Annotated in this window: 19 protein-coding genes; 5 read left to right on the top strand and 14 right to left on the bottom strand. The window is 67.8% G+C overall.

Annotated elements, in window-relative coordinates:
* Positions 1-123: 123 nt before the first annotated feature.
* Complete coding sequence (locus IED13_RS09180) at positions 124-1,887, bottom strand: acetolactate synthase 3 large subunit (protein ID WP_038358770.1); 1,764 nt, start codon at positions 1,885-1,887, stop codon at positions 124-126.
* Positions 1,888-2,391: 504 nt separating this feature from the next.
* On the opposite strand from IED13_RS09180, the gene IED13_RS09175 reads away from it, so the two are divergent.
* The gene (locus IED13_RS09175) at positions 2,392-3,858 is read left to right on the top strand and encodes a GGDEF domain-containing protein (RefSeq protein WP_112764009.1); all 1,467 of its coding nucleotides are present in this window, start codon (positions 2,392-2,394) and stop codon (positions 3,856-3,858) included.
* A gap of 2 nt (positions 3,859-3,860) precedes the next feature.
* Here the strand turns inward: IED13_RS09175 and miaA are convergent, their stop codons facing one another.
* On the bottom strand, positions 3,861-4,790 hold the full coding sequence (gene miaA, locus IED13_RS09170; protein WP_191123979.1) for a tRNA (adenosine(37)-N6)-dimethylallyltransferase MiaA: 930 nt from the start codon (positions 4,788-4,790) through the stop codon (positions 3,861-3,863).
* A 10-nt stretch (positions 4,791-4,800) separates the two neighbouring features.
* On the opposite strand from miaA, the gene serB reads away from it, so the two are divergent.
* Positions 4,801-5,688, top strand: coding sequence for a phosphoserine phosphatase SerB (gene serB, locus IED13_RS09165; RefSeq protein ID WP_191124039.1), 888 nt, complete (start codon positions 4,801-4,803; stop codon positions 5,686-5,688).
* On the opposite strand, the gene IED13_RS09160 is transcribed toward serB, so the two are convergent.
* From IED13_RS09160 to IED13_RS09130, 7 genes are all read right to left on the bottom strand, one after another.
* The gene (locus IED13_RS09160; RefSeq protein WP_112764006.1) at positions 5,689-6,030 is read right to left on the bottom strand and encodes a DHCW motif cupin fold protein; all 342 of its coding nucleotides are present in this window, start codon (positions 6,028-6,030) and stop codon (positions 5,689-5,691) included.
* A 181-nt stretch (positions 6,031-6,211) separates the two neighbouring features.
* Positions 6,212-7,729 (bottom strand): DegQ family serine endoprotease, encoded by a 1,518-nt coding sequence (locus IED13_RS09155; protein WP_038358778.1) that lies wholly within the window; start codon positions 7,727-7,729, stop codon positions 6,212-6,214.
* Between the two features lie 125 nt (positions 7,730-7,854).
* Positions 7,855-8,046 (bottom strand): DUF2065 domain-containing protein, encoded by a 192-nt coding sequence (locus IED13_RS09150; protein WP_038358780.1) that lies wholly within the window; start codon positions 8,044-8,046, stop codon positions 7,855-7,857.
* Between the two features lie 18 nt (positions 8,047-8,064).
* Positions 8,065-9,006, bottom strand: coding sequence for a protease modulator HflC (hflC, locus tag IED13_RS09145; protein WP_038358783.1), 942 nt, complete (start codon positions 9,004-9,006; stop codon positions 8,065-8,067).
* A complete protein-coding gene (gene hflK, locus IED13_RS09140) occupies positions 9,003-10,157 on the bottom strand; it encodes an FtsH protease activity modulator HflK (protein ID WP_113252446.1) in 1,155 nt (384 codons plus the stop codon). Before hflK ends, hflC begins: the two co-directional genes overlap by 4 nt.
* A gap of 159 nt (positions 10,158-10,316) precedes the next feature.
* Positions 10,317-10,853: a dihydrofolate reductase gene (locus IED13_RS09135; RefSeq protein WP_038358788.1), complete on the bottom strand. Its 537-nt coding sequence runs from the start codon at positions 10,851-10,853 to the stop codon at positions 10,317-10,319.
* Positions 10,853-11,335 carry a GNAT family N-acetyltransferase gene (locus IED13_RS09130; RefSeq protein WP_191123978.1) on the bottom strand — a complete coding sequence of 161 codons (483 nt, stop codon included), beginning with the start codon at positions 11,333-11,335 and terminating at the stop codon, positions 10,853-10,855. The genes IED13_RS09135 and IED13_RS09130 overlap by 1 nt, the downstream gene beginning before the upstream one ends.
* 384 nt (positions 11,336-11,719) lie before the next feature.
* Here IED13_RS09130 and IED13_RS09125 point away from each other — a divergent pair, with 384 nt between their 5' ends.
* A complete protein-coding gene (locus IED13_RS09125) occupies positions 11,720-12,595 on the top strand; it encodes an undecaprenyl-diphosphate phosphatase (RefSeq protein WP_191123977.1) in 876 nt (291 codons plus the stop codon).
* 66 nt (positions 12,596-12,661) lie between these two features.
* Here IED13_RS09125 and IED13_RS09120 read toward each other — a convergent pair whose 3' ends face one another.
* The 5 genes from IED13_RS09120 to IED13_RS09100 all read right to left on the bottom strand — a co-directional run bounded on the left by IED13_RS09120 (position 12,662) and on the right by IED13_RS09100 (position 17,902).
* Positions 12,662-13,273, bottom strand: a complete 612-nt coding sequence (locus IED13_RS09120) for a response regulator transcription factor (protein WP_191123976.1) — start codon at positions 13,271-13,273, stop codon at positions 12,662-12,664.
* A complete protein-coding gene (locus tag IED13_RS09115) occupies positions 13,266-14,363 on the bottom strand; it encodes a sensor histidine kinase (protein WP_248312497.1) in 1,098 nt (365 codons plus the stop codon). Before IED13_RS09115 ends, IED13_RS09120 begins: the two co-directional genes overlap by 8 nt.
* Before the next feature lie 116 nt (positions 14,364-14,479).
* Positions 14,480-15,811, bottom strand: a complete 1,332-nt coding sequence (locus IED13_RS09110) for an ABC transporter ATP-binding protein (protein ID WP_191123975.1) — start codon at positions 15,809-15,811, stop codon at positions 14,480-14,482.
* 22 nt (positions 15,812-15,833) lie between these two features.
* Positions 15,834-17,585, bottom strand: coding sequence for an ABC transporter permease (locus IED13_RS09105; protein WP_191123974.1), 1,752 nt, complete (start codon positions 17,583-17,585; stop codon positions 15,834-15,836).
* Positions 17,585-17,902: a hypothetical protein gene (locus IED13_RS09100; protein ID WP_133563151.1), complete on the bottom strand. Its 318-nt coding sequence runs from the start codon at positions 17,900-17,902 to the stop codon at positions 17,585-17,587. The genes IED13_RS09105 and IED13_RS09100 overlap by 1 nt, the downstream gene beginning before the upstream one ends.
* Before the next feature lie 261 nt (positions 17,903-18,163).
* Here IED13_RS09100 and IED13_RS09095 point away from each other — a divergent pair, with 261 nt between their 5' ends.
* Positions 18,164-18,754 carry a TRAP transporter small permease subunit gene (locus IED13_RS09095; RefSeq protein ID WP_191123973.1) on the top strand — a complete coding sequence of 197 codons (591 nt, stop codon included), beginning with the start codon at positions 18,164-18,166 and terminating at the stop codon, positions 18,752-18,754.
* Positions 18,751-20,172, top strand: coding sequence for a TRAP transporter large permease subunit (locus tag IED13_RS09090; protein WP_191123972.1), 1,422 nt, complete (start codon positions 18,751-18,753; stop codon positions 20,170-20,172). Before IED13_RS09095 ends, IED13_RS09090 begins: the two co-directional genes overlap by 4 nt.
* Positions 20,173-20,179: the final 7 nt, after the last annotated feature.

The raw sequence follows: 20,179 nt of genomic DNA, 5'->3' as shown, positions 1-20,179 counted from the left end.
GTGTTCTTCCCTTCCCCCTGCCGTCATTGCGATGAGCGTCAGCGACGAAGCAATCCAGGGGACGTGAAGCGCGGCCGCTCCTGGATTGCTTCGCTGCGCTCGCAATGACGGAGGTGTTCCCAATCAGACGAGCTGCTTGCCCTTGGCGTCGATGATCTGGCCGGTATCGCCTTCGAAATCGGGCAGGATCATCTCGTTATGCGCCTTGCCCGACGGGATCATCGGGAAGCAGTTCTCCTCCTTGGCGACATGACAGTCGAAGATCACCGGGCCGGGCGTCTCGATCATCTCCATGATCGCGGCGTCGAGTTTGGCCGGGTCGTCGCAGCGGATACCGTGGCCGCCGTAGGCTTCCGCGAGCTTCACGAAGTCCGGCAGCGACTGCGAATAGCTCTCCGAATAGCGCCCGCCATGCAGCAATTCCTGCCACTGGCGCACCATGCCCATGTACTCGTTGTTGAGGATGAAGATCTTGACCGGCAGCCGGTACTGCACCGCCGTCGACATCTCCTGCATGTTCATCAGGATCGAGGCCTCGCCGGCGACGTCGATGACGAGCGCCTTGGGGTGCTTCATCTGCACGCCGATCGCTGCCGGCAGGCCGTAGCCCATGGTGCCGAGGCCGCCCGAGGTCATCCAGCGGTTCGGCTCCTGGAAATGCAGGTACTGCGCCGCCCACATCTGGTGCTGGCCGACCTCGGTCGTGATGTAGGTATCGCGATCCTTCGTCAGCGCATGGAGGCGCTCCAGCGCATATTGCGGCTTGATGATCGTGTCGGACTGCTTGTAGGCGAGGCTCTTGCGCCCGCGCCAGCCCTCGATCTGCGTCCACCAGGCGGCAAGCGCGGTCTTGTCGATCTGCGGGCTGCTCTCGCGCCAGATCCGGACCATATCCTCCAGCACATGGGCGCAATCGCCGACGATGCCGATATCGGCCTTGACCGTCTTGTTGATCGAGGACGGGTCGATGTCGATATGGATCTTCTTCGAGCGCGGCGAGAAGCCGTCGATCCGCCCGGTGATGCGGTCGTCGAAGCGCGCGCCGATATTGATCATGACGTCGCAGTCATGCATCGCGAGATTGGCCTCGTAGGTGCCGTGCATGCCGAGCATGCCGAGCCACTGCTTGTCGGCGGCCGGGAAGGCGCCGAGCCCCATCAGCGTCGAGGTGACCGGGAAGCCGGTCAGCCGCGCCAGCTCGCGCAGCAGCGCCGAGGCGTGCGGGCCGGAATTGATGACGCCGCCGCCCGTGTAGAACACCGGCTTCTTCGCGCTGGCGATCAGCTCGATCGCCGCCTTGATCTTGGCGAGGTCGCCCTTGACCACCGGGCGGTAGGTCTTGTGCTGGTTGTCGCGCGGGCGGCTATAGGCGCCGGTCGCAAACTGGATGTCCTTCGGAATGTCGATGACGACCGGGCCCGGGCGGCCGTTCGAGGCGACATAGAAGGCCTCGTGGAGGATGCGCGGCAGGTCGTGGATGCTCTTCACCAGATAGTTGTGCTTGGTGCAGGAGCGGGTGATGCCGACCGTGTCGCATTCCTGGAAGGCGTCGGAGCCGATCAGATGGGTCGGAACCTGGCCGGTGATGACGACAACCGGGATCGAGTCGAGCAGCGCGTCGGTCAGGCCGGTGACGGCATTGGTCGCGCCGGGCCCCGAAGTGACCAACACGCAGCCGACCTTGCCCGGGCCGGAGCGGGCATAGCCCTCGGCGGCATGGACCGCGCCCTGCTCGTGGCGGACGAGCACGTGCTTGACCTTGTCCTGCTGGAAGATCGCGTCATAGATCGGGAGTACGGCGCCGCCGGGATATCCGAACAGATGCTCGACGCCCTGGTCCTGAAGCGCGCGGACGACCATCTCGGCTCCGGTCATCATCTCGCTCATAACGCTCTCCTGCGGCTTGTCTTCGGTGATGGTGGAAAACGGGCAATAAAAAAGGCCCTCGGAGGGGCCTGGGCGTGCGCTGGCGTCGGGGACGCCCGGTTGTTAAACCGGCCCCTACCAGCGCACCTCTACGAGAATAAGCTTGCGCATTGCGCTCATGATCCTTGTCGTAAGTTGCCGGACGCTAACGGAGGCCGCGAGGCCGGTCAAGCGCTAAGCGTAGGCGACAGCCCCCGGAAAAAAACGCGACGCTCATGGATGACGGCCTGCGGCCTCGGAGCAACCGCCGGCATCGGCAAGGGATATCGACAAAAGGAACATCGACTGCGCGCTCCCTGCAGCCTGCGCCCTTCGGGGTCACAGAGCCCCCTCCGAAGGTTGAAGACACCCCTTGAATGGTTGGCAACCGAATGATTGACACGATTACGCAAAAATCGCGTCCATCGCGGAACGGTTTCTCAACCTGCCTGTCTTAGCGTTGCGCCCGCTCGAACCGGGACGGCTATGTACCACGAAGTCCATACCGAAAACATCGCAGCCCGCGCCCATGCGCCCGAGATCGCGAAGCTGCTCGACCGGTTCGCGTTCCATGGTCGCAACGGCCGGCCCGTCGCCTACGAAGACTTCATCGCCGAAATCATGCCGGCCTTCGGCGAGGACCTGGTCATCCTCGAGCCGACCGATGACGGTGATTATCGCTGGATCCATTACGGCCGCGAGATCGTGCGCTATGTCGGCGGCTCGCGGCTGGGCGAGACATTGGCCGCGATGCGGCCGCAGGTCGCGACATTCACGCGCGACTGCGCCGAACGCGCGCGCTCGGAGCGCAAGCCGCTCTACACCATCCACCGTTCCAAGCCGATCACCCGCGTCGCGCTGTGGGAGCGCCTCCTGCTCCCCACCATCGCGCAGGACGGACGGGACGTGGTGGTCGCCTTCAGCCGCCCGTTGCAGTTCCGCGAGGACCTGCTCAATGCGGTGCTGGACAACTCGCCGAGCGGCATCGTCGCGCTGCGCGCCATCCGCGACGATGATGGCGGCATCGACCGCACGGTCATCGTCACGGCAAATGCACGGGCGGCCGAACTGGCCGGACGGCCCGGTGCCTGCCTGCTGGATTGCGAAGGCCGGGAGGGCCTGCCCTTCCTCAGCGACCCGACGCTCTGGCGCCGCTGCCTCCACGCGATGCAGCATCAGCGCGCCGACACCTTCGAAACCGCCTTCGCTCTTGGCGAGCGCACGACCTGGCTGAGGCTCGCGGTCGCCCCCCTCGGCGACGGGCTCCTCATGACGCTGACCGACATCACCGACCTCACCGTCGCCAACCAGACCCTGCAACTGCGCGCCGCGACGCTCGCGCTCGAGATCGGCCGGGAGCGGGCGACGCGCCGGGCCCTCTCCGAAGAGATCGGCTATCGCGAGGAACGCGAAAAGGAACTGCGGCGCCTCGCCGAGACCGATCCGCTGACCGCTCTCCTCAACCGCCGCTCCTTCACCGAGCGCGCCCATGCCGCAATGGCGACGGGTGCGAGCGAGGATGCCGACATCTCGCTCATCATCGTCGATCTCGACCATTTCAAGCAGGTCAACGACTCCCACGGCCACGCGGCGGGAGACGCCGTCATCCGTGCCTTCGCCGATATGCTGCTCGGGCTGCTGCGCGGCGAGCGTCACCTCGTCGCCCGCGTCGGCGGCGAGGAATTCGCCATTCTGCTGCGCGGCGCCGGCGGGACCGAGGCGGTGGCCAAGACGCGCCAGATCCAGGACGCGCTGGCGAGCCGCGCCTTGCCCGTTTCCGAGACGCTCGAACTCAAGGTCACTGCCAGCTACGGCATCGCGACACGCCAGTCGGAAGAGCAGCTCGCCATGCTGATGGAGCGCGCCGACCAGGCGCTCTACCGTGCCAAGAACGAGGGCCGGAACCGGATCGGCATCGCCGAGGCGAGCACGATCGCCGCCGTCGCGGCCTGAGTTCAGCGTTTCAGGCCGGCGAGCGCCGTCTCCAGCGCAGCCTCCGGCGCCACCGCCTGCCAGCCCGCCATCTGGTGCCGGAACCATGTCACCTGCCGCTTGGAATAGGCGCGCGTGTCGGCCTGCCCGCGCGCGATCGCCTCCTCCAGCGAGATTTCCCCGTCGAGATGCGCGATCAGACCCGGCACGCCATGGGCGCGCATGATCGGCAGGAGCGGATCGAGTCCCCGCTCCCGCAGCCGCGCAACCTCCTCCAGCGCGCCTGTCGCCATCATCGCCTCGAAGCGCCGGTCGATCCGGGCGCGCACATCCTCACGCGACGGGCTGACGAACAGGCGTAGCAGCGCCGTGCCGTCGAGAGGTCCCGGCTCGCGCTCGCCCTGGAAGCTCGCCAGCGAACGCCCGGTCGCCAGATGCACCTCGATGGCACGCATGATCCGCAGCCGGTCCGACGGCCGCAGCCGGTCGGCCATGAGGGGATCGAGAGCGGCAAGCTCGGCATGCAGCGCCTCGGTCGCGGCGCCCTCCGCTCGCGCTCGGAAGGCGGAGCGCACCGCCTCCGGCACGGGCGGCATCGCCGAGAAGCCCTCGGTCACCGCTTTGAAGTAGAGCCCCGTTCCCCCCACCAGGATCGGCAGCTTGCCCTGCTCCCAAAGCTGCGGCAGCAAGGCCGCGACATCCGCCGCATAGCGCATCGCCGAGTAATTCACGGCACCGTCGACATGGCCGTAGAGCCGGTGCGGCGCGAGCGCCTCCTCGGCCTCGCTCGGGCGGGCGGAGAGGATGCGCAGATCGGCATAGACCTGCATGGAATCGGCGTTGACCACGACGCCGTCCAGCCGCCGGGCGATCTCGATGGCGAGCGCGGACTTGCCGCTGGCGGTCGGACCTGCGATGAGCACCGCCCTGATCGTCTCTTCCGCCTGCGTCACCGGTCCTCACATGCTCGTCGCGACACTTGTTTCCGCCCATGGCCAGGCGCTCGTCGGCGAGGCCCTGCTCGCACACCTCGCCCGCGCAGTGCCGGGCATCCATCGCACAGCCACGCTGGACGGCGCCATCGCCGCCGATCTCTTCGCGGATGGAACCGACGCGCGCAAGCTCGAAGCCGAAATCCGGACCGCGCTGGAAGATGTGGCGATCGACGTCATCGTCCAGCCCGAAGCGAGCCGCCGCAAGGCCCTGTTCCTTGCCGACATGGATTCGACGATGATCGGCCAGGAATGCATCGACGAGCTCGCCGCCTGTGTCGGGCTGAAGGATCTCGTCTCAGCCATCACCGAGCGCGCCATGCGCGGCGAGATCGCCTTCGAGCCGGCGCTGCGCGAACGCGTCGCCTTGCTGAAGGGCGTGCCGCTGTCGGTGGTCGACGAGATCATCCGCGACCGCATCACCCTGACGCCGGGCGGCTACGAGCTCGTCCATACGATGCGCGCCAACGGCGCCTACACCGCCCTGGTCTCCGGCGGCTTCACCGTCTTCACCGGTCCGATCAGCGCCGCCATCGGCTTCGACGAGCACCGCTCGAATGTGCTGCTGGCGCAGGACGGCATCCTGACCGGCGAGGTCGCCGATCCGATCCTCGGCAAGCAGGCCAAGCTCGATTCGCTCGTCGAACTGCGCAGCCGCTTCGGCCTCCGCCCCGAGCAGACGCTTGCGGTCGGCGACGGCGCCAACGACCTTGCCATGCTCGGCGAAGCCGGCCTCGGCGTCGCCTTCCGTGCCAAGCCCGCTGTCGCGGCCGCGGCCGATGCCCGGCTGGAGCACGCCGATCTCACCGCCCTGCTCTACGCCCAGGGCTATACCGGCGGCGAGATCGTCAGGCGCTGATCAATCGACGATGAAGAGCTTCGCGCCCGTCTTCGTCTGCGAGCGGTGCGCCTCGGCGCCATCGGCGACTTGATAGCTCATGCCGGCCTTGAGCGGCATGACGCGGCCATCTTCCAGCGTCGTCTCCATCTCGCCTTCCAGGCACAGGATGATGTGGCCCTTCGAGCACCAGTGATCGGCGACGTAGCCGGCCGAATACTCGACCATCCGCACCCGGATGCGGTTCTCCTCCGGTCCGAAATACTGGACGCGCCAGATCGCCTCCCCGACATCGCCGGCATGGCGCTCGGCCGGCACGGCCGACCAGTCGGTGGTGACGAAGGAAATATCGCTGATCTTCATGTCGCTGCTCACCGGCCGGAGCCGGGCCCGTCTTGCCATGGCCGAAGGCACGCAAGGTGCCAGCCGCGAGCCGGATGCGCCATCGCAAAGACGGGATCGGCTGCATGCCCGCAAAGCGCGGGCGCCAAACAAAAAGGGCGGCCCGCCGGGCCGCCCTCGATCTCGCCCTGTCAGGGACCGGTCAGTTCATCGCCACCGCGACGAAGCGGACCTCGCCCTGGCCGTTGGAAACCAGCAGAAGGGCGGACTTCTTGCCCTCCTTCTTCAGCGCATCGAGGCGCTTCGTCAGCTCGTCCGGCGTGTTGACCGGCTCCTGCCCGACCTCGACGATCAGCTCGCCGACCATGATGCGCTTGTCGGCGGCGTTCGAGTTCGGATCGACCTTCGTCACGACGACGCCCTTCAGCCCGTCCTTGATCGAATAGCGCTTCCTGAGCTCGTCGTTCTGGGCCGAGAGTTCGAGGCCGAGCGCGCTGGTCACCGCCGGCTTCGCCGCTTCCGGAGTGGGTTTGCTGGCGGAGGCGGTCTGGACCTTCTCGCCATCTTCGAGGCGGCCGAGCTTGACCGTCTTGATCTCTTCCTTGCCCTTGCGGACGATCGTGACCGGCACGTCCTTGCCGACCGGCGTCGCGGCGACGATGCGCGGCAGATCGCGCGAATCCTTCACGTCCTTGCCGTCGAACTTGGTGATCACGTCGCCGGTCTCGAGGCCGGCCGGCTTGCCCGGGCCCTTCTCGTCGACGCCGGCGATCAGCGCGCCGCGCGCCGTGCCCAGCCCCAGCGCATCCGCGGTGGCGTCGTCGATGCTCTGGATGCGCACGCCGAGCCAGCCGCGGCGCGTCTCGCCGAATTCGCGCAACTGCTCGACCACGTTCGCCGCCAGCGCGGCCGGCACGGCGAAGCCGATGCCGACCGAGCCGCCGGTCGGCGATAGGATCGCCGTGTTGATGCCGATGACCTCGCCGGCCATGTTGAACAGCGGGCCGCCGGAATTGCCCTTGTTGATGGCCGCGTCGGTCTGGATATAGGTGTCGTACGGCCCCTGGCTGATGTCGCGGTTGCGGGCCGAGATGATGCCCGACGAGACCGAGCCGCCGAGGCCGAACGGGTTGCCGATCGCCATCACCGGATCGCCGATCCGCATCTTGTCGGAATCGCCGAACTTCACGGAAGGCAGCGGCTTGTCGTGCTTCACCCGCAGCACGGCGAGATCGACCTTGGTGTCCTTGCCGATGACCTCGGCCTTGAGCCGCAGGCCGTCGCCGAAGATCACCGTGATCTCGTTGGCGTCGCCGATGACGTGGTTGTTGGTGACGACGATGCCCGACGGGTCGATGACGAAGCCCGAGCCCGCCGATTGCGACCGGCGCTGCTGCGGCGCCTGGCGCTCGCCCTGCTGGTTGCGGCGGTTGAAGAACTCCTCGAACAGGTCGCCGAAGGGCGTGTCGGGGCCGAGCTGCGGCAATTGCGGCAGGTTGCGGCCCTTGGTGTCGCTGGTCGTGACGGCGGAGATGTTGACCACCGCCGGCATCACCTTGTCGACGAGGTCGGCGAGCGAGGTCTGACCTTGCAGCAAGGGGGTATTGGCTCTGGCCTGCGCCGGCGCCAGCACCGGCGTCAGCAGCGCCAGGCCGGCCACGCCGGCCGCGAGCGCGATGCGGACGGACCGGGCAGCCACGGGAACGGTTTTCAATGCCATTTGAATCCTCATGACGGAAAAAGGCAGGCCGATCGATGCGGCACAACTCTCGCGCCGAATTGAACTCCGAAATGCGGCGGAAGGGCGACGCACAATCGTGTCATCGAACACGATCGCGGGATAGTCTACCAGCTTCCGCGCGCGATCCAGACCAGGATCACGCCGAGCACCGCCGAGCCGAGCCCGATCAGACGCATCCGATCGGGCGGCGTCTCCGCCGCGCTGCGCAGGGCATCCTTCGCCAGATGCGGAATCGAAGCGAAGAGAATGCCCTCGATGGCGAAGACCAGGCCGAGCGCCGCGATGAAGTCGAACATCCGCGTCGCTCGCTGTGATCAGGGCCGTGCCGGCACGGGAGCCGGGTTTGCCGGCGCGGCCTGAGATTGCGCCTGTCCGCCCCCGCGCTGCGTGTTCGGCCCGTTGAAGAACTGGAAGAACGGCGAATCGGGGGTCAGCACCATGCGCGTATCGCCCGGCTTGATGCTCGCCTCATAGGCCTGCATCGAGCGGTAGAAGGCGAAGAACTCCGGATCCTTGCCGAAGGCCTCGGCGAACACCCTGTTGCGCTCGCCTTCGCCCTGGCCGCGGATCTCGTCGGACTTCTGCTGCGCTTCCGCGACGATCACGGTCGCGTCCCTGTCGGCCCTTGCGCGGATCTCCTGCGCCTGCTGACCGCCGAGCGCGCGCGCTTCCGCCGCCTCGCGCTGACGTTCGGTCTGCATGCGCTGGAACACCGCCGCCGAGTTCGCCGCCGGCAGGTCGACGCGGCGCAGCTTGACGTCGACGACCGTCATGCCGAAGCGCGCCGCCTCGCGGTTCACCACGTCGCGGATGCGGGCCATCAGCCGCGACCGCTCGGTGCGCACCACATCGACGAAGGTCGCATCCGCCAGGACCGAACGGACATTGCCGTTGACGATCGAGGTGAGCTGCGAATTCGCCCGCGGGATGTTGTTGACCGCCTGGTAGAAGCGCAGCGGATCGGAGATCCGGTAGCGCGTGAAGGCATCGACCACCAGACGCTTCTGGTCGGAGGCGATGATCTCCTGCGCCGGCAGATCGAGGTCGAGGATGCGGTTGTCGAGCAGCGTCACCGTCTCGATCGGCGCGAACCATTTGAAATAGAGGCCGGGCTCGGTCTTGACCGCGCGCACCGCGCCCAGCCTGAGCACGAGCGCCGACTGCGTCTGCGAGACGATGAAGGTGCAGGCGTAGAACACGGCCGCGACGGCGACGAGGACGACGACAAGAGCCGCCCGAAGGAAGGAACCGTTCATCGGGTCGCTCCCTGCTGCTGGCCGCCCCGGGCGGGTAGCCTCTGCAATTGGTCGAGCGGCAGATAGGGCACCACGCCCTGGCCGTTGCCCGTCGAGTCGAGGATGATCTTGTCGGTTCCGCCCATCACGCGTTCCATCGTCTCCAGGAAGAGGCGCTCGCGCGTCACGCCCGGAGCATTCTTGTACTGCTCGTAGACCGCGTTGAAGCGGCTGGCCTGACCGCGCGCTTCCGCCACGGTCTGCTCCTTGTAGGCTTCAGCCGACTGCACGAGCTGGGCGGCGCGACCGCGCGACTCGGGCACGACGCGGTTGGCATAGGTCTGCGCCTCGTTGCGCAGGCGCTCCTGGTCGGCACGCGCCGCCTGGACGTCGCGGAAGGCGTCGATGACCTGCTGCGGCGGATCGACCTTCTGGAGCTGCACGAGCCGGATCTGCACGCCGGCATTGTAGCCGTTGAGCGTATCCTGCATGAGCTGGCGCACTTCCGTCTCGATCGCGCCACGGTCGGTGGTCAGCACCGGCTGGATGTTGCGCCGGCCGATGATCTCGCGCATCGCGCCCTCGGCCACGGCTTTGACGGTGCCGGGCGGGTCCTGGATGTTGAAGACGTAGTTCTCGGGCGCGGCCGGGTCGATCTGCCACTGCACGATGAAATCGATGTCGACGATGTTCTCGTCGCCGGTGAGCATCAGGCTTTCCTCGATCACGTCGGTCTGGCGCGACTGGCGCACCGCCTCGACGGTCCGGAAGCCGACCTCGGTGGTGATGACGTTCGTGACCTGCGGCTTGACCACATTGCCGATCGGATAGGGCCAGTTCCAGTTGGCGCCCTCGCCCGTCTTGCCGACGAACTTGCCGAACACGACGTTGAGGCCGACCTCGTTGGGCCGCACGAAATAGAATCCGGACAGAAGCCAGATCGCGATCAGCACCAGCGCGCCGAGCGCAAGGCCGCGGCCGCCGAGATTGCCGCCGGGAACGAGATTCTTCAGCCGGTCCTGGCTGCGCCGCAGAATTTCCTCGAGGTCGGGCGGATTGCCATTGCCCCCGCCGGAGCCGCCGCCCCATGGGCCGCCACCGCCACTGCCTCCGCGCTGGCCCCAGGGTCCGCCCCCGCCGCTGCCGCCGCCGCTCTGGTTACTCCAAGGCATTCCGGGCCCGTTCCCTTCCGTTCATTGTGCTTGAGGCCGAGCCATAGGTGAATGGCGGCCATTTGTCAGCGCCTCGGGGAGAGACGCTCGCCTGACTTGGTCATGGGCCATGAATTCGTCAACGGCGCAAGTCGCTCGTCATGCTCGGAAAAGCGACGATCAGCCGCGCCCCGCCCCGGCGCGCCGCCGATAGCTTGCGAAAGTGAAGGGGTGTTCGTTGTCGGAATCGGCCGGATGGCTCTCCCGCGCGGTTTCGACGAAGGCGCCCTTCTCCCAGGGCGGAAAGACCGCGTCGCCCCTAGGAGCGGCGTGGACGAGCGTCAGTTCGAGCCTGTCGGCCAGGGGCAGCATCTGGGCGTAGATTTCGGTGCCGCCGCCGATGATGACGGCATGGGCGTTCATCTCCCGCCCCAGCCTCTGGCCCAGCGCCACCGCCTCCTCGACCGTATGTGCGACATCGACGCCATCGGCATTGAAGCCGGGATCGCGTGTCAGCACGATGGTCCGGCGCCCCGGCAGCGGCTTGCCGATGGAGAGATAGGTCTTGCGCCCCATGATGATCGGGCACCCCGTGGTGAGTTGGCGAAAGCGCCGCAGATCGGTCCTCAACCGCCAGATCAACTGGTTGTCGCTGCCGATCACGCCATTATCGGCAACCGCCGCGACGAGGACGAGAGGAAGCGCCGCCATCGCCATCAGCCCACGGCGCCGAGCTTCGCCAGCGCCTCGCCCTCGAGCCGCTTCACCGTCCACTCGTCCTGCGCTTTGGCGCCGATGGAGCGGTAGAACACGCGCGACGGCTCGTTCCAGTTCAGCACCCACCAGGCGAGGCGCGGCAGGTCCTCCGCGACGCAACGCTGCGCCAGCCGCGCCATCAGAGCCTTGCCGATGCCACGCCCGCGCTGCCCCGGCCGCACGAAGAGATCTTCGAGCCAGATGCCGTGCCGACCCCTGAAGGTCGAATAGGTATAGAACCAGAGCGCGAAGCCGACCGGCTCGCCATCCCATTCGGCGATGTCGCAGAAGACACGCGGATTGTCGCCGAAGAGCGAGGCCGCGATTTCGTCCTCGGTCGCGATGACCTCGTGCAGCAACTTCTCGTATTCGGCGAGTTCCTTGACGAAGCTCAGCACGAGTCCGGCTTCGCCGGAGCGCGCGGGACGGATGGAAAGAGTCATGCGGCGATCGGAGCCTCGATGGTCGAATGAGCGTTGCCGTAAGTGTGGTCGAAACGATGTGTAGCGACCCGCGACGGACCGGGCCACCCCGCTCGGGGCTTGTGCACATGGGTTGCCGGCACACCCGGCGGGATCGCACGTTCTGCTTGTTCGCGTGGCCGGCCCGACACGCCGTGCGAGCCTCAAGGTTTGAACGGCACTGCAAAATTTGGAGTGAGGCTCGGAGACCGAGAACGCAGGTTCCAGAAAGCTTCGGACGAGACCGGAGCCTCTCGAAGGCGCTGGGAACGGCCAATCGGGCGCGGCGGCCGGAGCCTCGACCCGGTCATCCGCGCTGGAATGCTTTGTGCTTGGCGCGCCTCCTTTGTCACGAGACCCATCATCATGGCAGCAGCCGCTTGTTCCGCCGGACTCGACACCGGGTTCGCCGCTCTCGACTTCGGTCAGGTCATCGTGCTCGGGCTCGTCCAGGGCGTCAGCGAATTGCTGCCGATCTCCTCGACGGCCCATATGCGGGTCGTGCCGGCCCTGCTCGGCTGGCCTGATCCCGGCTCCGCCTTCTCGGCGCTGATGCAACTGGCGGCGCTGGCGGCCGTGGTCAGCTATTTCAGGCGCGATGTCGGCAACATCACCAGCGGCGCGCTGGCTGCGGTGAGAACCCGCCGCTTCGCGGAAGGGCCGGGCCGGCTGGCGCTCGGCATCGTCCTGGCGACGATCCCGATCGTCATTGCCGGTGTCGCGCTTGCGCCCCTGCTCAACCGGTGCGGTTCGCCTCTGCGCGCGCTGGGGGTGATCGGCGCGACATCGCTGGTGATGGCGCTGCTACTCGCGGCGACGGAATGGTTCGCAAGCCATCGCCGGACGGTGGAGCAGGCCAGCTTCCGGGATTTCCTGCTGGTCGGCCTGGCTCAGGTCGGGGCCCTGATCCCCGGCGTCTCGCGGTCGGGCTCGACCCTGACGGCGGCGCTGGGCCTCGGCTTCAAGCGCGCCGAGGCGGCGCGGCTGTCCTTCCTGCTCGGCCTGCCGGCCATCGCGCTGGCCGGGCTGAAGGAAGCCTGGGAGATCGCCAGGGCCGGCATCGACGCCCATGCCGTGGCGCTGCTGGTGGTCGGGCTGATCGCCGGCTCGCTCGCGTCCTTCGCCGCGATCTGGGGCTTGATGCGGTATCTTGAGCGGATGTCGAGCTGGGTCTTCGTGATCTACCGGGCCGGGATGGGCATCTTCCTCCTCTGGGCCGTCGCGACCGGGTTTCTGGCCTGAAATCCTGCAGTGTGAGGCAAGATGGCGAAGGCGTGCGCGGCCGCACGCGCCCCGGCGTGAGGATGGCTATCTCCTGAGCCTGCCTGCGAGCCCGATCAGATCCGCCAGCGTGGCCGCCCCCATCTTCCGCATCACCTGGCCGCGATGCACCTTCACCGTCACTTCGCTCAGCTTGAGATCGGCCGCGATCTGCTTGTTCAGGCGGCCTGCGACGACGAAGGCCATGATCTCCTTCTCGCGCATCGACAGCGTCGCGAAGCGCGCCCCAAGCTCCGCCAGGCTGGCTTCCTGCGCCCTGCGCGCCCGGTCCCGCTCGATCGCCGCGCGCACCGCATCCAGCAGGTCCTGCTCGCGGAACGGCTTCAGCAGGAACTCCACCGCGCCCGTCTTCATGGCGCGCACGGCCATGGGCACATCGCCATGGCCGGTCAGGAAAACGATCGGAAGCGGATCGCCCATCGCTGCGAGCTCCGCCTGGAAATCCATGCCGCTCGGCCCGGGCATCCTGACATCGAGGACGAGGCAGCTCGGCCTTTCCGGGCGCCTGTGCAGCGCAAACTCCTGGACCGAGCCGAAGGCCGCCACCGCATAGCCGACGGAGCGGAACAGGCTGTCCAGCCCGTCGCGGACGGAAGGATCGTCGTCGATGACGAAGACGATCGGCGGCTCGTCAGCCATGGTTGCGCTCCGCTGTCGCTGCCCTCACCGGAAGGGTGAAACCGAAGACCATGCCGCGCGGAGGATTGGCCGCGGCATAGATCGTCCCGCCATGCGCCTCGACGATCGAGCGGCTGATCGCCAGCCCCATGCCCATCCCGCCGGGCTTGGTCGAGTGGAAGGCGTCGAAGATCCGCTCGATAGCGGCGGAGGCGAGGCTCACGCCGGTGTCGCGGATGCTGACGGTGATCCTCTCGCCATCGCTCGCCGCGCCGACCAGCATGTCTCGCGGCCCGGTTTCCTGCTGACCGATGGCCTCGGCTGCGTTCACCAGCAGATTGAGGACGACCTGCTGCAGCTGGACCCGGTCGGCGATCACCCGCGGCAGGTCATCGGCCAGGTCGGTCCGCAACGTCACTTGCGCCTTGCGGATCTCGCTGCGCGTCAATGACAGCACGTCCTCGATCAGGGCGGCCACATCGACCGTCTCGCGCGAGGGAGGCGCCTTCGCCACCATCCTGCGCACGCGGCCGATCACGTCGCCGGCGCGGTCCGCATCCGCGACGACACGCTCCAGCGCCCGCCTGGCCTCGGCCGGATCGGCGGGCGTGGCGGCAAGCCAGCGCAGGGCGGCGTGGCCGTTGGCGACGATGCCGGCGAGCGGCTGGCTGACCTCATGCGCGATCGATGCCGTCAGCTCGCCCATCATCGTGACGCGCGAGATATGGGCAAGCTCCGCGCGCGCCTGGCGGGCGCGGGCTTCGGCGGCCTCGATCCGTATCGCCAGATAGGTCGTAGCCCCGATCGCAATCAGGCTGAGGAGGCAGTTGACCAGCCCGGCATGCTCCGCCCCGCGCGGGGTGAGCAGATAGCTGAGGATCGTCAACCCGGCGCTGGCCGCGCCGACCCAGAGCACGACCGCCGGCCGGTCAAACCACACCGAAACCAGGATCACCGCGACATAGAGGACCGCAACCGCGATCTCCAGATCGGTATAGGTATCGGCGAGGAAGATCGCGGCCGCCAGCAAGGCGAGGCTCAGGCCAAGCCCGGCCTTCCCGAGGCGGAAACGCTCACGGTCGAGCACGCGCATCGCCTCCCCCACGGACATCCCGCACCGCTTGCCGGACCGGGCTCGTTCCGGGCGGCATCATCGATCCAGTACCGCAAGCGGCTCCGTTCGACCATTGCGCCCTGAGCGCGGCGAGCGCTCGGCCCGGGAGTGCCTCAGCTCGGATTTTCGAGGGTGAAGAGGTCGGCGGCCTCGTCATAGGCGAAGTACTCGCCATAACGGGCCCAGTTGGTGACGGCCTTGAGGGTCGTGGCGGCATAATCCTCCGACATGTGATCCTCGAGTTCGTCGCGGAAGCGCCCCGCCGGCGCCCGATGGCTCGAGCGCTCGTCCAGCACCCGGCGGATATGCGCCGCGAGCGGCACATAGGCGGCGAGCTGCTGGGCGAAGAGGCGCTTGCGTTCGTCGACATCGCTGTCGGCGAAGCGCAAGCCCGGCGCCGTGAGCCGGATGTCGCCGCCCTCGATATCGGCGAAGCGAAGCAGTTGCAGCGTCTCCGCCACCGGAAAGAGATCGTCGATCTCGTGATGGAGCTGCGCAGCGAGCGGCGGCAGATCGGCCTCGCCCTTATAGGGTTCGGCTGCGATCGCCTCGATGAGACCGGCCATGAGATTGGTCGAGACGCGCGGCAGCGACATCGCGATGCCGGTGCCGGGAAAAAAGCCCTCGCGCGCCGGGGCACCCGGACGCGCCGTCATGCGCGCATAGATCTCGTCCACCAGTGCGCGAAAGGCGGGATCGAGACGGTTGCGCGGCTGGGGTAATTCGACGCGCAGCTCCGCAATGACGCGGCCGGGATTGGAGCCGAAGAGCAGGATGCGATCGCACATCAGCACCGCCTCCTCGATATTGTGGGTCACCATCAGGATGGCCTCGATCGGCATCCGCCCCTCGCACCACAGGTCGAGCAGATCCGTGCGCAGCGTCTCGGCGGTCAGGACGTCGAGCGCCGAGAACGGCTCGTCCATCAGCAGGACCTTGGGATGCACGACCAAGGCGCGGGCGAGCCCGACGCGCTGGCGCATGCCGCCGGACAATTCCTTCGGATAAGCGCTCTCGAAACCGTCGAGGCCGATCAGGTCGATGGCGGCAAGCGCCCGCTTGCGCCGCTCGGCCGGCGCCACGCCCTGCGCTTCGAGGCCGAGCTCGACATTTTCCAGAACCGTCAACCAGGGAAACAGGGCGAAGCTCTGGAAGACGACGGCAACGCCGGCACTCGGCCCCGCCACCGGCCGGCCGCAGAATTCGACGGTGCCGCCGCTCGGCTGGATCAGCCCGGCGATGGCCCGCAGCAAGGTCGATTTTCCCGAGCCGGAACGCCCGAGCAGACCCACAATCTCGCCGGGATCGAGCGTGACGTCGACCTTGTCGAGCACGACGAGGGAGCCGGCCCCTCCCTTGTCGTAGCTCTGGCAGACCTGTCTGGCCCGGACCAGCGCGTCGGACCGGTTGCCGTTCAATGCGGAAGTCTCGGTGATGCTGTCCATCGGTCGGATCCTTTCGGGAACTTCAGTCGAGACGCATGCGGCGCTCGGCGAGGAGGTAGAGCGGGCGCCAGAGCACGCGGTTCAGCAGGGTGACGAAGAGCGACATCACGACGATGCCCAACACGACGCGCACAAAGTCGCCGACCTCGGTCGCATTGGCGATGTAGGAGCCCAGCCCATAGGCCTCGAGCTTGGTATCGCCCCAGCTCGCCACCTCGGCGACGATGCTGGCGTTCCAGGAGCCGCCGCAGGCCGTCAGCGCGCCGGTTACATAGTAGGGAAAGATTCCCGGCAGGATGACGCGCCGCCACCAGGTCCATGAGCGGAGCTGGTAGACGCGGGCGGCCTCGCGCAGATCGGTCGGGAAGGCGCTCGCCCCGGCGATGACGTTGAACAGGATGTACCACTGCGTCCCCAGCACCATCAGCGGCGAGAGCCAGATTTCCGGGCTCGCGCCGGTGCTGACGATGGCGATGACGGCGAAGGGAAACAGCACGTTGGCCGGAAAGGCCGCGAGGAACTGCGCGACCGGCTGGACCCGCTCTGCGATCTCGGGGCGCAGGCCGACCCATACGCCGATCGGCACCCAGATCACGCTCGCGACGGCGATCAACACGACCACCCGCAGCAGGGTGACGAGGCCGCGCACCAAAGCATCCCCGGCATCCCCCCACGACAGGGTTTGCCCGACATAGGAGACCGCGATCCAGGTCGACCACGCGCCCAGCGCCACGATCAGGCCGAGCCAGGCATAGTCCAGCACGCGGCTCGCCGCGGGGGCGATCCTGACGGGCCGCGAGGACGCCGGCCGAAGCCGCAGCAGCATGAGCCGGCCGCCGAGCCAGGCGAAGGGAACCATCAGGCGCTTCAGCAGGCGGGTGCGGCGCGCCAGGCCATAGACCCATGAGCGGGGCTTCCGCTGCCCCGCCGTCTGCTCGAAGCGGAACTTGTCGGCCCAGGCGACGATCGGGCGGAACAGGAGCTGGTCGTAGAGGCCGATCACCACGGCCATGGCGAGCACGGCCCAGCCCACGGCCAGGAAGTCCTGCTCCTTGATGGCGAGCGCGAGCCAGGAGCCGAGCCCCGGAAGCTGGACCGTCGTGTCGCCGACCGTGATCGCCTCCGAGGCGACGACGAAGAACCAGCCGCCCGACATCGACATCATGGTGTTCCACACCAGGCCGGGCATCGCGAACGGGGCCTCCAGCCGGCAGAAGCGCTGCCAGGAGGACAGGCCGAAGCCACGGCTGACCTCGTCCAGATCGCGCGGCACGGTCCGCAGCGACTGATAGAAGGAGAAGGCCATGTTCCAGGCCTGGCTGGTGAAGATCGCGAAGATCGAGGCGCATTCGGCGCCGAGCTGGCTGCCGGGGAACAGCCCCATGAAGAAGGTGACGGTGAAGGTCAGAAAGCCGAGCACCGGCACCGATTGAAGGATATCGAGCGCCGGAATGATCAGCATTTCGGCGCGGCGGCTCTTGGCCGCCAGGGTCGCGACGACGAAGGTGAAGATCAACGAGGCGATGATCGCCGCGAACATCCGCATCGTCGTGCGCAGCGCGTATTCCGGCAGCAACGCCGGATCGAGCGCGATGGGCGCGCTGGAAAGGCCGGCGAGCGGCGCATGCATCGCCGCCGCGCCATGGAACGTCAGCACCGCGAGTGTGGCGAGCAGCGCGAAGGCGGCGAGGTCGTAGAGATTGGGCAGCACCCGCTCGCGGGCGAGAGCGGCAAGGGCGCTGCCCCGCTCGGGATTGTTGGACAGGAACGGCATCACGGAACCTCGGCTGAATAACGACCGGCATGGCCGATGGAGAGCGCCGTGCCGCCGCGCGCCAGCAGCCCGGCATGGGGCAGGAAGACCCTGCAGCGCCTGCTGGCGCGAGATCGTCGGGCACCCTCCTCCCCACCTTCCGGCAGCCAGCAGCATTCCAGACGCCCGTCCACCTCGCTGACCCGCCATGCGGCCACGAGGCGCGAACGCCCGGCCCTCATGCGCGGCGCGAAGCGCAGAACCTGGGAAGAGACAGGCCGCGCCGGGCCGGGTCCGGCGGGAGCCACCGACCGGGGAAAGGCGAGGATATCGTTCATGACGTATCTCCTTCGACCCGCTCGAAGTCGTCCTTGGCGCCGGGCGACGTCCGGCGCGCTCCTGCATCGCAGGCGTGCGAGATCGCAAAGCGCCGCCGCAGCGGCCCGACGCGATCTCTCCCTCCTCGAAGAAGGGCCGTGCGATGTGAAAGGGCGCCGCCTCGTTGCGGCGACGTCACGCTGTTTGCGCGCTGTCGGGGGCGGGATCAATCGGACGAAGGCATCGCCAACTATACCTGGGTATAGAGGCCGCATCGCAGCTTGAAGCGCCTCGACAGCCCGGGCGGTTCGACAGGTGTCGATATCGCCCCGGCGCAGGCTTACTCGCGTCGCGGAATGATGTTTGATGGATGCCCGTTCCGGAGCGATTCCATGCAGGCTCTCGTTGACGCGCTCGATCGGGGCCTGGGCGCGATCTGCCTGACGGCCCGATGGCTCGCCTTGCCTCTCGTGCTTCTGCTGTTCCTGCAATGGCCGCTGCGCGATCTCTACAAGGGCTGGTCGCGTGAGGCGAACGATCTCGGGCAATGCGTATTCGCCCTTTACGTCGCGGTATCGCTGACGGCGGCCACCCGTTCCGGCGCCCATCTGGCCAGCGATGCCCTGGCGCATCGGCACGGGGAGAGGCTGCGTCGGGCACTGGAGGCCGGCCTCATCGCGCTGGGGCTTGTGCCCTGGTCGCTGTTTCTGCTGATCGTCGGCTGGCCTGCCCTGCTGACCAGCCTTCGCGGCCTCGAGGCCTTCCCGGATACCGGCAATCCCGGCTATTTCCTCATCCGCGCCTCGGGCTTCCTCCTGGCGGCCCTTGTCTTCATCTCTGGCCTGCTCGGTTTGCTGCGGAGGCGCGCGTGAACCAGTGGATCGGCCTGGCCATGCTCGCCGGGGTCGCGCTGGGCGCGATCGCGACGGGGTTGCCCGTCTGGGGCGTCCTGATCGGCCTTGCGACGATAGGCGCTGCCGCATCGACCGTGCTCGACCCGTCCAGCGCGGCGCTCTTCGCGGCGCTGCCGAGCCGCCTCGTCGGCCTGCTGGAATCGGATCTGCTGCAGGCCCTGCCGCTTTTCGTCTTCATGGGCGCGCTGCTGAACCGGCTGCCGCTCGCCCGCATCCTGTTTCGCGCGGGCTTGCGCCCCTTCGGCGGCGCACGCGGAGCGACGCTGGCGCTCGGCGCCATCCTGGGGCCGATGAACGGTTCCGTCAGCGCCAATGCGATCGCCCTGACGCGCGCGATCGAGCCGGCATTGGCCGAGCATGAGGTGACGCCCGCCGAGAGTGTCGCGTTGCTGACGGTGGCGAGCACGCTCGGCGTGCTCGTGCCGCCTTCCCTCGTCCTGATCCTGCTCGGCGATGCGATGATGACGGCTCACACCATCGCCCTGAATGCCACCGGCCGGGTCGATCGCATCGTCAACACGCAGGATGTTTTCCGCGGCGCGATGCTGCCGGCGGGGCTGTTTCTCGCGGCCTGCCTCGCCCTGGCGTTCCTGCGCCGGGAACCCGGCAAGCGCCTTCCCGCCCCAACGCTGAAGGAAGCGCTGCTGGCGCTCGTGACGGTCGGATTCATCGGCGGGCTCCTGCTGGGCGTCGCGCTCGGCTATTTCTACGCGGTCGAGGCGGCGGCGATGGGGGCCGTCGGCCTGCTCGGCGCGGGCTTGCTCAGCCGTCGACTGGACGGCGCGACGCTGAAGGCGGTTCTGGACGATACGCTGGCGATGACCGGCGCGCTGATGGCCCTGCTGGTCGCGGCGACGACCTTCACGCTCGTCTTCCGCGTGCTCGGGAGCGACCGGCTGGTCGCCAGCTGGATGGAGGCGGTGCCCGGCGGTCCTCTGGGAATTCTGTGCGCCGGCCTCATCCTGATTTTCATCGCGGCCTTCGTTCTCGACGCCTTCGAGATCATCTTCGTGCTGGTGCCGATCCTGCTGCCGCCGATCCTGATGCGGGTCGAGGATGCGCAATGGGTCGCGGTCCTGACCCTGCTCGTCCTGCAGACGAGCTTCCTGCTCCCGCCGCTCGGCTATGCGCTGACGATGACGCGGGCGGCGTCGAGCCGGCGCGCGCCGTTGCGGGCCGCCATGGCGTCGCTTGCCCCCTTCATCCTCGTGCAGCTCTTCGTGACGGCGGCGGTCGTCTGCTGGCCGCGCCTGGCGCATCTGGGCCAGCCGCCCGCGGCGGCCGTCGCGGCCCCATCCGAAGCCGACGCCGCCCGCCGCCTGCACGACATCACCCCTCCCGCCGACCTGCTGGAGATCGCGCCGCCGAAGTTTTGACTGGCCG

The sequence above is a fragment of the Allobosea spartocytisi genome, assembly GCF_014764685.1.
In the GTDB taxonomy this organism is placed as follows: domain Bacteria; phylum Pseudomonadota; class Alphaproteobacteria; order Rhizobiales; family Beijerinckiaceae; genus Allobosea; species Allobosea spartocytisi.
Note: the sequence above shows the minus strand (reverse complement) of the source record. Positions and strands in the feature narration are given on the sequence as shown.

Excerpts from the sequence above, each read along its gene's own strand:
- IED13_RS09180 (WP_038358770.1), bottom strand. The coding sequence starts at position 1,887 with ATGAGCGAGATGATGACCGGAGCCGAGATGGTCGTCCGCGCGCTTCAG.
- IED13_RS09175 (WP_112764009.1), top strand. The coding sequence starts at position 2,392 with ATGTACCACGAAGTCCATACCGAAAACATCGCAGCCCGCGCCCATGCG.
- serB (WP_191124039.1), top strand. The coding sequence starts at position 4,801 with ATGCTCGTCGCGACACTTGTTTCCGCCCATGGCCAGGCGCTCGTCGGC.
- IED13_RS09160 (WP_112764006.1), bottom strand. The coding sequence starts at position 6,030 with ATGAAGATCAGCGATATTTCCTTCGTCACCACCGACTGGTCGGCCGTG.
- IED13_RS09155 (WP_038358778.1), bottom strand. The coding sequence starts at position 7,729 with ATGGCATTGAAAACCGTTCCCGTGGCTGCCCGGTCCGTCCGCATCGCG.
- IED13_RS09150 (WP_038358780.1), bottom strand. The coding sequence starts at position 8,046 with ATGTTCGACTTCATCGCGGCGCTCGGCCTGGTCTTCGCCATCGAGGGC.
- hflC (WP_038358783.1), bottom strand. The coding sequence starts at position 9,006 with ATGAACGGTTCCTTCCTTCGGGCGGCTCTTGTCGTCGTCCTCGTCGCC.
- hflK (WP_113252446.1), bottom strand. The coding sequence starts at position 10,157 with ATGCCTTGGAGTAACCAGAGCGGCGGCGGCAGCGGCGGGGGCGGACCC.
- IED13_RS09135 (WP_038358788.1), bottom strand. The coding sequence starts at position 10,853 with ATGGCGATGGCGGCGCTTCCTCTCGTCCTCGTCGCGGCGGTTGCCGAT.
- IED13_RS09130 (WP_191123978.1), bottom strand. The coding sequence starts at position 11,335 with ATGACTCTTTCCATCCGTCCCGCGCGCTCCGGCGAAGCCGGACTCGTG.
- IED13_RS09125 (WP_191123977.1), top strand. The coding sequence starts at position 11,720 with ATGGCAGCAGCCGCTTGTTCCGCCGGACTCGACACCGGGTTCGCCGCT.
- IED13_RS09120 (WP_191123976.1), bottom strand. The coding sequence starts at position 13,273 with ATGGCTGACGAGCCGCCGATCGTCTTCGTCATCGACGACGATCCTTCC.
- IED13_RS09115 (WP_248312497.1), bottom strand. The coding sequence starts at position 14,363 with ATGTCCGTGGGGGAGGCGATGCGCGTGCTCGACCGTGAGCGTTTCCGC.
- IED13_RS09110 (WP_191123975.1), bottom strand. The coding sequence starts at position 15,811 with ATGGACAGCATCACCGAGACTTCCGCATTGAACGGCAACCGGTCCGAC.
- IED13_RS09105 (WP_191123974.1), bottom strand. The coding sequence starts at position 17,585 with ATGCCGTTCCTGTCCAACAATCCCGAGCGGGGCAGCGCCCTTGCCGCT.
- IED13_RS09100 (WP_133563151.1), bottom strand. The coding sequence starts at position 17,902 with ATGAACGATATCCTCGCCTTTCCCCGGTCGGTGGCTCCCGCCGGACCC.